This is a genomic window from Dactylosporangium sp. NPDC000555 (assembly GCF_040300025.1).
Taxonomy (GTDB): domain Bacteria; phylum Actinomycetota; class Actinomycetes; order Mycobacteriales; family Micromonosporaceae; genus Dactylosporangium.
On sequence record NZ_JBEPDB010000145.1, the window covers coordinates 1 to 10,622 of the forward strand.

Annotated in this window: 10 protein-coding genes; 5 read left to right on the forward strand and 5 right to left on the reverse strand. The window is 73.9% G+C overall.

Annotated elements, in window-relative coordinates; genetic code table 11:
* Positions 1–628, reverse strand: a 628-nt coding sequence (locus tag ABT297_RS41435) for an LPXTG cell wall anchor domain-containing protein (RefSeq protein ID WP_350559137.1), incomplete at its 3' end; no start/stop codon positions are given.
* Between the two features lie 226 nt (positions 629–854).
* Between ABT297_RS41435 and ABT297_RS41440 the strand changes: the two genes are divergently transcribed.
* Together ABT297_RS41440 and ABT297_RS41445 are read left to right on the forward strand one after the other, a co-directional pair.
* On the forward strand, positions 855–2,732 hold the full coding sequence (locus ABT297_RS41440) for a helicase-associated domain-containing protein (RefSeq protein ID WP_350559140.1): 1,878 nt from the start codon (positions 855–857) through the stop codon (positions 2,730–2,732).
* Positions 2,733–2,863: 131 nt separating this feature from the next.
* Positions 2,864–3,736, forward strand: a complete 873-nt coding sequence (locus ABT297_RS41445; protein WP_350559143.1) for an alpha/beta hydrolase family protein — start codon at positions 2,864–2,866, stop codon at positions 3,734–3,736.
* Between the two features lie 34 nt (positions 3,737–3,770).
* Here ABT297_RS41445 and ABT297_RS41450 read toward each other — a convergent pair whose 3' ends face one another.
* Positions 3,771–4,583, reverse strand: a complete 813-nt coding sequence (locus ABT297_RS41450; RefSeq protein WP_350559146.1) for an alpha/beta hydrolase family protein — start codon at positions 4,581–4,583, stop codon at positions 3,771–3,773.
* 57 nt (positions 4,584–4,640) lie between these two features.
* Entirely contained in the window at positions 4,641–5,645 is a 1,005-nt protein-coding gene (locus tag ABT297_RS41455; protein ID WP_350559149.1) for a MucR family transcriptional regulator, read from the reverse strand.
* Between the two features lie 84 nt (positions 5,646–5,729).
* Between ABT297_RS41455 and ABT297_RS41460 the strand changes: the two genes are divergently transcribed.
* Complete coding sequence (locus tag ABT297_RS41460) at positions 5,730–6,254, forward strand: PadR family transcriptional regulator (RefSeq protein ID WP_350559152.1); 525 nt, start codon at positions 5,730–5,732, stop codon at positions 6,252–6,254.
* On the opposite strand, the gene ABT297_RS41465 is transcribed toward ABT297_RS41460, so the two are convergent.
* Positions 6,255–6,557 (reverse strand): MTH1187 family thiamine-binding protein, encoded by a 303-nt coding sequence (locus ABT297_RS41465; protein ID WP_350559155.1) that lies wholly within the window; start codon positions 6,555–6,557, stop codon positions 6,255–6,257. It lies immediately after the preceding gene.
* A gap of 24 nt (positions 6,558–6,581) precedes the next feature.
* On the opposite strand from ABT297_RS41465, the gene surE reads away from it, so the two are divergent.
* Entirely contained in the window at positions 6,582–7,391 is an 810-nt protein-coding gene (surE, locus tag ABT297_RS41470) for a 5'/3'-nucleotidase SurE (protein ID WP_350559158.1), read from the forward strand.
* 49 nt (positions 7,392–7,440) lie between these two features.
* Here surE and ABT297_RS41475 read toward each other — a convergent pair whose 3' ends face one another.
* Positions 7,441–9,432, reverse strand: coding sequence for a discoidin domain-containing protein (locus ABT297_RS41475; RefSeq protein WP_350559161.1), 1,992 nt, complete (start codon positions 9,430–9,432; stop codon positions 7,441–7,443).
* A gap of 132 nt (positions 9,433–9,564) precedes the next feature.
* On the opposite strand from ABT297_RS41475, the gene ABT297_RS41480 reads away from it, so the two are divergent.
* On the forward strand, positions 9,565–10,622 hold a 1,058-nt coding region (locus ABT297_RS41480), incomplete at its 3' end, for an aminotransferase class I/II-fold pyridoxal phosphate-dependent enzyme (RefSeq protein WP_350559164.1).

The following is a 10,622-nucleotide window of genomic DNA, read 5'->3' on the forward strand; positions in this document are numbered from 1 at the left end:
GGCGCCGGCGGCGCAGGGCCACCACCAGGCCGGCGCCGCCCGCGATCAGCGCGGCGCCCGTGCCCACCATCGGCAGCGTGTTGGAGGAGCCGGTGACGGGCAGGCCCGGCGCGGAGGATGACGCCGACGGAATCGGGGTCGGGGTCCGCGACGACGGTGGGGCCGTCGTGGGCGTCGTAGGAGTCGCAGGCGTCGTGGGCGGCTGGCTGGGCTTGCAGTCCCCGCTCAGGTGCACCTTGCGGCTCGTGAAGGTGTGCGGTTTGCCGTTCTCCGGCCACGTCGTTTCGGGGCTGTCCTGCCACAGGCCGTCGACGCTGAGCACCAGGTCGACCGGCTTCTGGGTGCTGTAGGTGGTCTGGAAGCTGTCCTTGCCGTGGGCGCCCAGCGAGATGTCCGCGTGGGTTTCGTCGCCGGGCAGGATCTTGATGTTGGACAGCTTGACCGGGGTGCCGAAGTCGTTTTGGACCGTCCAGGTGATCACGTACTTGCCATCGTCGCCACACTTCGCGACGCCCGCCGGACCGGCGCTGTGCGCGCTGGCGGTGGTAGCGAAGAGGGTCGATAGGCTGACGGCGGCCACGGCGGCGAATGTGCCGGCCGCGACCCTCCTGAACAGCATGTTCTTCACGTCGTCTCCTGCGGGGGTAGAACTTAGCGACGACACAACATAGTGCGGATCGCCAGGTGTGCAACAGCCACAACGACGGGAAATTCAGCGACTGATGCGTATATGACCGAATCATCCGAAAAAATAATGAAGATCAATGCTTATTCGGTCACGTATCGCAGTGACAACGTCACCGACGAGTTCCGTTCGGGGCGCGCCGCCGAGGTGCCGAGATAGGGTCGCGCCGGTGGAGACGCCGCAGATCCTTCAGCTCGCGTCGCTGCTGACGCTGCCGCAGCTGCAGGCGGCCGAGGTCTTGTCGCTGCGCGCGGCGGGCACCCGGCGCCGGGATCTGGCCCAGGCGCTCGGGGTCGCCGAGGACGACGCCCGGCTCGCCGCGGCGCTGCACGCGCTGTTCGAGTCGGGGCTCGCCTGGCCCGACCCGGACGACGACGCGTGGATCCGCACCGTCGCGCTGCACGAGGTGATCGCCAACAGCTACGGGTTCGGCCGGGCCGCGGAGCACGAGCTGCGGTACCTGCCCCTGGAGCAGTTGCGGCGGATCGCCTTCGAGCTCGGCGCGCCGGTCGGGCGGGACCACCGGCGGCTGCTCGAGGTGATCGGCGCGGCGCTCGCCGATCCGGACGTCGTGCGCGAGCAGTTCCGGGCGGCGCCGCGGGTGGCCCAGGACATTTTGCTCGACCTGGCGGTGGGCGAGCCGTACTACTCGGATCCGCACGCGCTGATGGCGCTGCGCAACAGCCGCCGCGCCTCGCCGCTGCGGTGGGCCGTCGAGCATGGTCTGCTCGTCTTCAACGCCTACTACGGCGCCGCGATCTCGATGCCCAGCGAGGTCGGCGCGGCGCTGCGCCCCGGCTTCCGGGCCGGCTTCGACCCTTCCCCGCCCTCCCCGCCGTCGGTGACGGTCAGCGCCGAGATGGTCGAGCACGAGGGCGCGGCCGCCGCCCGGGCCGCGCTGGCGTCCGTGACCACGCTGCTCGAGGAGTGCGGGCGCGCCCCGGTGCCGATCCTCAAGTCGGGCGGCATCGGCCTGCGCGAGGTACGCAAGCTGGCCCGGCTGCTCGGCACCGACGAGGAGGGGGTGCGCTTCTGGCTGACCGTCGCGGGCATGAACGGCCTGATCGGCATCGCCGGCGACCGCGTGGCGCCGTCGGCCGAGTTCGACGACTGGCTCAGGCTCGAGCCCGCCGAGCAGTTCGGCCGGCTCGTCGACGGCTGGTTCCAGATGCCGGCCGCGCCCCTGCTGCTCGACGGCCGCCCCGCCCTCGTCGGCGGCGAGCACGACGGCGCCGGCGCGCTGCTGCGCGTGACGCTCGCCGCGGTGCTCGCCTCGCTGCGCGCCGGCCGCGGCGCGGCCGGCGTCGAGGGCCTCGCGGCGATGCTGGCCTACCTCCGGCCGCTGGTGGCCGGCGACGCCGAAGAGGTCGTACCCATGGTGGAGGCGCTCTGGCGCGAGTACGAGCTCATGGGCGTGGGCGCCCACCGCGCCCCGACCGCCCTGTGCCACGCCCTGGCCACGGGCGACGCCGACCGGCTCGCCGAGGCGCTGCGCGCGTTCCTGCCCGCGGCCGAGGAGACGGTACTGCTGCAGAGCGACCTGACGGCCGTGGCGACCGGCACCCCGTCGGCCGCGCTGGGCGCCCTGCTCGACCTGGCCGCCGACCGCGAGTCGCGCGGCGGCGGTCACACGTGGCGGTTCACGGAGTCCTCGGTACGCCGGGCCTTCGACGCCGGCATCACCGCCGACGAGCTGACGACCCGGATCCTGGCCGCGGCCGCGGGCGGGCGGGTCCCGCAGCCGCTGGAGTACCTGATCGCGGACCTGGGCCGCAGGCACGGCAACGTGCGGGTCCGGACGGTCGGCTGCGTCCTGCGCAGCGACGACACGGCCCTGCTGGGCGAGATCCGGCTGGTGAAGAGCCTGGCCCGCCTGGAGCTGACGGAGCTGGCCCCGACGGTGCTGTCCAGCGTCCTGCCGGCGGCGGAGACCCTGGCCGCCCTGCGCGCCGCCGGCTACGTCCCGGCCGCCGAGAACCCGGACGGCACGCTCGCGTTCGAGCGCCCGACCCGCCACCGCGCCGCCACCCCGCCGCCCGACCGCTAGACGACCACCCGGCATATCGCTTTCCATCGTCGGGCGGCGATGCCAAGATTGACGGAGGGCCATGATCCGGGGTGCGCGGCCGACTGGGGCTCGGCGCGCGGGGGTGGGCCAAGACCGTTGGAGGTTACGCCGTGCGCCTGGTCCGCCTGTTGCTCGCCTGCTCGGTCCTGATGACCGGGCTGCTCGTCGGATGCGGCCGCGGCGACGGGGCCGGCTCCAACTCCGGCTCCACCTCCAGCGCTGCCGCCCAGCTCGCTGTCACGGAGCGGACGCTGCAGGTCGCCAACGGCGCCGACCGGCCGTTGCCCACGCTGCTTGTCCACCCCACGACGGCGGGCCGCTTCCCGGTCGTGGTGTTCAGCCACGGATACACCCGCCGCCCGGAGGACTATCTGCGGCTGTTCCGCATCTGGGCGGCGGCCGGCTTCATCGTCGCCGCACCGACGTTTCCGCACTCCGCTCGCGGCTCGAAATCGCTCGACGACAACGACATCGTCAATCAGCCGGGCGACAACGCGGCCGTCCTGACGGCCGTGCTGGCCCTCGACACCACCCAGGGTGATCCGCTGCAGGGCCGCATCGACAGCGGTGCCGTCGCCGCGGCAGGGCATTCGCTGGGCGGCATGACGACCGTCGGCATGTTCACGAAGCACCGCGACGACCGGCTCAAGGCGGGCATCGTGCTCGCCGGCGGCCAGTGGCCGTTCGGCGTGGGCTACTCGGGCAGCCCGGCGCCGATCCTGTTCGTCCACGGGCGCCTGGACAGCGTCGTCAAATTCGAGGGCAGCACCGAGGCGTACGAGCCGCTCGCCTGGCCCAAGGCGCTGCTGGACCTGCCGGACGGCGACCATCTGGCGCCCTACCTCGGGCCGAATCGCGACTTCGACGCGGTGGCCGCGGTGACGGCTGACTTCCTGCGCTGGGCGCTGCTGGGCGATCGGCCGGCCCGCGAGCGGATGGCCGGTGACGCGGGCGGTCGAGGGAAGGTGGAGGACCGCTTGTAACGGGTCAGGTGCGCGACCGGGCGAGGCGTGCCGGTCAGCGCAGGTGGCGGTCCAGGAAGTCGATGACGGCCTTGGTCAGGGCGAGGCGGTGGTCGGAGAACACGTGGTCCGTCGGAAACGTCACGTGCTCGAACCCTTCCGACGCGCCGTAGGCCTCGACGACCGGTGCGTGGTGCAGCGGTGGTGGCGTCACCGTGTCGTTGCCGGCCGCCACGAGCAGCACCGGGCGGCCGGCGAGCGCGTCGGCCAGGCCGGCCAGCCGCCACGCCGGGCCCGCCGCGCGCATCTCGTCGAACAGCGCGTCCGCGCTGGTGCCGCGCAACGGGAAGAGGTCCGAACCGAACATCGCGTGGGCTTTTCGCAGTACCGTATCCGGGGCCTGGGCCACGGCGCCGAAGTTGAAGGGGGCCAGCGCCGCCACCGCGCGGACGGAAGGGTCGGCGGCGGTGGTCATCAGGGCGGCGAACCCGCCGAGGCTGTGGCCGACCAGCGCCACGCGCCCCGGGTCCAGCGAATGCTCCGCGGCGAGGGAGCGCACGCCGGGGACCGCGCTGGCCGCGTCGGCCAGGACGTTGCCCCACGAGAACGTGCCGCCGACGCCCCACGATCCGCGGTAGTGGAAGACCAGCGCGGCATAGCCGGCCCGGCGCAGCGCCTGCGCCAGGTCGAAGTTGCGCTCGTTGCCGGGGAAGCCGTGCAGCAGCACGGCGATCGGGTGAGGGCCGGGGCCGGCCGGCACGTGCAGCACGTTGAGAAGGGGGATACCGGCGCTGTCCAGCCGCACCTCCGGGGTGTGGGCCGCCGGGCGCAGTGCGGGATCCGGGTCGTGCATCCAGCGTTCGGTCACCCCGCGATCATCCCAGGCTTGGATACACACTTCGCCCACCACGGGGCCGCGATCCGGTCAACTGTCGCCGATGTCTCGTTTCTGGTATCTGCGTAGGCTGGTCGGGGCGATCCCCGACTCGGCCGCGAGGGCGCTCCACGGCGCCCCCTCGGCCCGCCGCGCGGCCACGAACGCGCCGATCGAGGCGAAGCCGAGCGCCCGCGCGGCGGACCGCCCGCGTGCCTCGGCGGCGTGCCGCATCGCCGCGTGCGCGGCCGGCTCGATGCCGTGGTGGCGCAGTGCGGCGAGCACCGTCCAGCGCGACACCCCGGCCTCCAGCGCGATCGCCGCGACGGTGCGATGCTGCTCGATGTGCACGGCCCGCAGATACGCGCCGACGCCGGCGTGGCCGAGCGCCCGCGCGACAGGCCCGAGCCGTGCCTCGCCCGGCGCCGGCCGTTGCGTCACCGGGGCGTGCCGGCACACCCAGTCCTTGTGCAGCCCCGCCTCGCGGCTGATCGCGGCCATGCTCAGGCCGGCCCGCACGCGCGCGGCCAGATACTCCTCGAACGTCGCGAACCCGAACCGCGCGGCCACCTCGGTCGCGATCCGCTCCCGGTGCCGCTCGCCGCGGCGCCGGTTACCCTCGGCGCGGCGCCGGTTACCCTCGGCGCGGGCGGCCGGGTCGACGCCGGCCAGGGCGGCGAGCGTCTTCGCGCGGCGCTCGGCCGGGTGCGGGCGGCCTTGGGCGGCGCGCGCGGCGGCCTCGGTCAGCGCACCGTTGCCGGCCCGCTCCCGCGCCGCGAGCCGCGCACCCACGATGGCCGGCTCGGCATGGCGGGCGCCCAGTGCCTCCGAGCGCCGCTTGCTGGTCGCGGGGCCGCTGAGCGGGTTGCCGAGCTCGAGGCCGAAGGCGGCGATGTAGGCGGTCTTGGTCCAGCCGTGGTACCGCAGATGGCTCGCCACCGACAGGAACCACCTCCCGCACAGGTGGCAGCACACCCGGTCATCCTCGGCGAGCAGGACCCCGACGGGGGCGTAATGCGGCGTGCCGTCGGCGAGCCGCCCCACCACCTGCGCCATCCCGGCCTCCCCGCGGATCGGTAGTCACAGTGAGACTACCGATCGACCGTGTGCCGTGGAAGGGGCGGGCATAGGCTCTGGATCATGATCGTCCCTCCCGCGACCCCGTCGCTGTCGCTCGCCGAGTGGATCGTGCTGACCCTCGTCGACGAGGCGCCGGCGCACGGCTTCGCGATCTCGGCGCTGACCGCGGAGGACGGCGACATCGGGCGGGTCTGGCACGTGCCGAGGCCGATCGTGTACCGCGCGGCGGACCGCCTCACCACCGCCGGGCTGCTGGTGGTGGCGGAGACGCAGGCGGGCCACCGCGGCCCGCAGCGCTCGATCTTGACCGTCACGCCCGAGGGTGCCGGGGCGGTGGCCGGATGGCTGAACCGGCCCGTCCGGCACGTGCGCGAGCTGCGTTCGGAGTTTCTGGTCAAGCTGGCGCTGCTGACGCGGCGCGGGCGGCCGGTGGGCGACCTGGCCGCCGCCCAGCGCGCGGTGATCGCCCCGCTGGAGCCGGCCCTGGCCCGCCGCCGCGACGAGGCGGCCGGCTTCGCCGCGATCCTGGCCGCGTGGCGGCACGAGAACGCCCGTGCCGCCCTGAACTTCCTCGACGGCCTGTAGCTAATCGGCCAGGTAACGCTCCACGGAAGCGACCTTCTCGTCGAGCCGGCCGGCCGCGCCCTCGCGCCAGTCGACCTTGATCACGGTACTGGTGCGGGGTGCCCTGGCCTGGACCACCGACACGGCGGCCTGGACCACGGCCATGACCTCCTCCCACGTCTCACCCTCGACGGTGGTGAACATGGCGTCGGTGCGGTTCGGCAGCCCCGACTCCCGCACCACGCGGACCGCCTCGGCGACGAGGGCCCCGACATCCTCGCCGGTGCCCAGGGGCGTGACACTGAACGCGACAAGTACAGACATGCCGCGAACGCTAACCTCTTCAACGTGCGAGTGCTGATCACCAACGACGACGGCATCGCCGCGCCCGGCCTCCGCGCGCTGGCCCGGTCCGCCCGCGACCACGGCCACGACGTGGTCGTCGCCGCCCCGCACCGCGAGGCCAGCGGCTCGGGCACCGCGCTGACCGCGGTCACCGACGCCGGCCGCCTGCTGCTGGAGGCGGTCGAGCTCGACGGCCTGCCCGGCGTGCCCGCCTACTCGGTGGCGGCGTCGCCCGCGTACATCGCCGTGCTGGCCGCGATCGGCGCCTTCGGCCCCGCCCCCGACGCGCTGCTGTCCGGCATCAACCGCGGCGCGAACGCCGGCCACGCGATCCTGCACTCGGGCACCGTCGGCGCCGCCCTGGCCGCCGCGAACGAGGGCCTGCGCGCGCTGGCGGTCTCGCTGGACATCTTCACCGCCCTGTCCACGACGGGCGCCGACAGCGACGCCGCCCTCTCCGCGTCCGGCAACCCGGCCGACGACGCGCTGCACTGGGACAGCGCCGGCACCCTGGCCGCGCGCCTGCTGCCGTGGCTCTCGCAGGCCCCGCCCGGCACGGTGCTCAACCTCAACGTCCCGGACCGCCCGCTGCCGCGAATCCCGGGCGTACGCCGCGCGACGCCGGCCCCGTTCGGGCAGGTCCAGATGACGCTGGCCGAGGCCGGCCACGACTTCGCGCGCATCACGGTCGCGGTGCGCGAGGACGAGCACCCGCCCGGCACCGACCTGGCCCTGCTGGCCGAGGGTTACGCCACCCTGACCGCGATCCGCCCACTCACCGAGGACCCGTCCGTCACACCCCCGACCGACTGACGCACCGGGCGTACGAGACCGGTCTCGTACGCCCGGGCGTGTCGGCGGATCAGCCGGTGAAGCGGGAGTACACCTGGAACTCCCACAGCGAGTAGCCGTACTGGGTGGCGCGCTGGGTGCCGTACATGCGGATGTAGCGGCCGTTGCCGGAGACGTCGAGGGTCTGTACGCCGCCGGTGCTCGTCGTGGTGTTGTAGATCGTGGTCCAGGTCGTGCCGTCGGTGGACGTCTGCACCTGGAAGGCCTTGGCATAGGCGGCCTCCCAGTTGAGCACGACCCGGCAGACGTTCTGCGTCGCGCCGAGGTCGATGGTGATCCACTGCGGGTCGCTGAAGCCGCTGGACCAGCGGGTGCCGGTGTTGCCGTCGACCGCGCCCGCCGGCGGGAACGCGGCGTTCTGCTGCGACGAGGCGGTCGCCGGGCGGCCCAGCGCCGCGTTGGCGGTGCCGCAGGTGGGGCCCTGGCCCGGGTTGACCGTCCAGGTGAAGGCGGCGCTCCCGGCCGCGCCGGTGGTGTCGGTCGCGGTGACGGTCACCGCGTACGTGCCGGGCGCGTTCGGGCCGCCGCTGATCACGCCGGTGGACGGGTTGATCGACAGGCCCGGCGGCAGACCGGTGGCGGCGTAGGTGAGCGTCTGACCGGCCGCCGAGTCGGTGGCGGTGATCGGGAGGTTGACCGCGTTGCCGACGGCGTTGGTCCGGTTGCCGGGGTTGGCGACGGTCACGGTGTTGCCGGGGGCGCTGCCGTCCGGCGTCGTCCACTGCTGCTGCGCCGAGCCGTTGCAGGTCTCGATGACCAGTCGCGCGGTGGTGTTGCCGCCCGGGTCGGACAGGCATAGCCCGGAGTTGGGGTTCACGAGCGTGCCGTTGGCCTGGCGCGTCCACACCTGCGCATTGCTCGCGTTGCAGGGATACCAGTCCACGTTGGTACCGCTGGTTTTCCCCGCCGACACGACGTCGAGGCAGCCGCCCTGCACCCTGATGGTGTTGTCGGAGTACGTCGTCCACCGCTGACCGGCGCTGCCGTTGCAGGCCGCGACGCCCATCGGGTTGCCCGCGACGTTCAGCGAGTTCTGGTTGGTCAGGCACAGTCCGTTGACGCCCTTCACCTGACCGGTCGCGGTCGGCGTGGCCGTGGGCGTGGAGTTGCCGCCCTGCTCGTAGACGGCCACGTACGCCACGCTCATCGAGCCGCCGGACGTGGTGGCCGCGGTCGGGGTCGTGGAGCCGGCGATGCCGTCCGGGTAGTTCCCGCCGATCGCGAGGTCGAAGATGATGAAGAAGCCGTGGTCGATCGCCTGCTGCCAGGCCGCGGTGCCGACCTGTGCCTGGGTGATCGTGCTCTCCACCACGCCGTCCATGAGGAACTGCAGCGACTCGGCGCTGGTGTTCGTGCGGTCGACGATGACGGAGTAGGTGTGGTATCCCGTCTGGCAGGTGGACCCGGCCGCCGGGCAGGGGATCAGCCCGTGTCCCTGGCTGCCGGCCCCGTGGTGCAGCGTCTGCGAGGCCTTGTCGAGGGCGTTGACGTTCTCCATCATGTCGATCTCGCCGGACTGCGGCCAGCCGCCGCCGACGCGCATCGGCGCGCCGAGGGCCCAGAAGGCGGGCCAGTAGCCCAGCCCGTTTGCCGGGTTCGGCTGGCGGATCGACGCCGTCATCTGCAGCTTGCCGCCCGGGGGCGCCTGGAAGTCCGACCGGGTGCTCTCGATGCGGCCCGACGTCCAGGTGCCGCCGCTGTTGATGGCCTTGAGCACCAGGTGGCCGCTGCCGTCGAGGTACACGTTCTGCGTCGAGTTGGTGGTGTGCTCCTTCTCGCCGGTACCGAAGCCGGTGCCGATGTCGTAGAACCAGTTGTCCGACGACGGCGGGGCGCCGGCGGCGCCGGCGAAGTCGTCGCCGAAGACGGTGGTCCAGCCGGGCGGGGCCGGCGGTACCGTCTCGGCGAGGGCGGCCGGGGCGGCGACCGTCACGGCGGATGCGACGCCGACCAGGCACCCGGCGATCAGGGTGAGCGCGGACAGAGATTTAGCGGTGGACACGATGCCTCACCTTCAGCGCTTTTTGCGACACTTGGCGGAGTGTTCGGTTAAGAGAGCGCTCTCTCATCGATGGTCGACACTGCGTCGCGCCTGTGTCAAGACGTTGCCATCGCCTTGCCATAGGCTCGTTTCGTGACCGGACCCTTCGTGCTGGCGGGCCGCACGGCCGGCGAGATCTCCGCCGCCGTGGAGGCCGGCGTGCGCTGCGGCGCGCTGCCCGCCGGCGCCGCGCTGCCGCCGATCCGCGCGGCCGCCGCGCAGCTCGGGGTCAGCCCCGCCACGGTCGCCGCCGCGTACCAGGCGCTGCGGCAGCGGGGGATCGCGGAGTCCGCTGGCCGGCACGGCACCCGCGTCCGCCCGCGCCCCGCGGTCGCCTCCGCCCGCGGCCAGTTCCGCCTGGAGGTGCCGGAAGGCGCGCTCGACCTCGCCTCCGGCGGCCCCGACCCGCGGCTACTGCCCGACCTCGGCCCCGCCCTGGCCCGGGCCGCAGCCGAGGTCGTGCCCACCGGCTACGCGACCGGCGCCGGCCACCCGCCGCTGCGCTCCGCCGCCCGGGAGATCCTGACCCGCGATGGCGTCGACGCGACCGAGCTGGCCGTCGTCGGCGGCGCGCTGGACGGCATCGAGCGGCTCCTGGGCGCGCACCTGCTGCCCGGCGACCGGGTCGCGGTCGAGGACCCGGGCTGGGCCAACCTGCTCGACCTGGTGGCCGCGCTGGGCCTGCGCCCGGTGCCGGTCCCCGTCGACGAGTCCGGCCCCGACCCGCAGCGCCTGGCCGACGCCTTGCGCGCGGGCGCCCGCGCCGCGGTGGTGACCAGCCGCGCCAACAACCCCACCGGCGCGAGCGTCACCGCCGCGCGCGCCGCCGACCTGCGCGCCGTGCTGGCCGCCCGCCCTGACGTCCTGGTCATCGAGGACGACCACGCCGCCGAGCTCTCCGTCGAGCCCCTGCACCCCCTGGCCGGCGCCACGGAGGCGTGGGGCTTCGTCCGTTCGGTGAGCAAGCCGTACGGCCCGGACCTGCGCCTGGCCGTGCTCGCCGGCGACGCCACGAGCATCGGCCGCGTGACCGGCCGCCAGCGCCTCGGTACCGGCTGGGTCTCCACCGTCCTGCAGCGCGTCGTGGCCGCCCTGTGGTCCGACCCGGCGGCGGCCGAGACGGTCGCCGCCGCCCGCGCCGAGTACGAGGC

Bases quoted from the DNA above. Each gene is read 5' to 3' on its own strand.
- ABT297_RS41455 (WP_350559149.1), bottom strand. From the start codon at position 5,645: ATGGCGCAGGTGGTGGGGCGGCTCGCCGACGGCACGCCGCATTACGCC.
- ABT297_RS41460 (WP_350559152.1), top strand. From the start codon at position 5,730: ATGATCGTCCCTCCCGCGACCCCGTCGCTGTCGCTCGCCGAGTGGATC.
- ABT297_RS41465 (WP_350559155.1), bottom strand. From the start codon at position 6,557: ATGTCTGTACTTGTCGCGTTCAGTGTCACGCCCCTGGGCACCGGCGAG.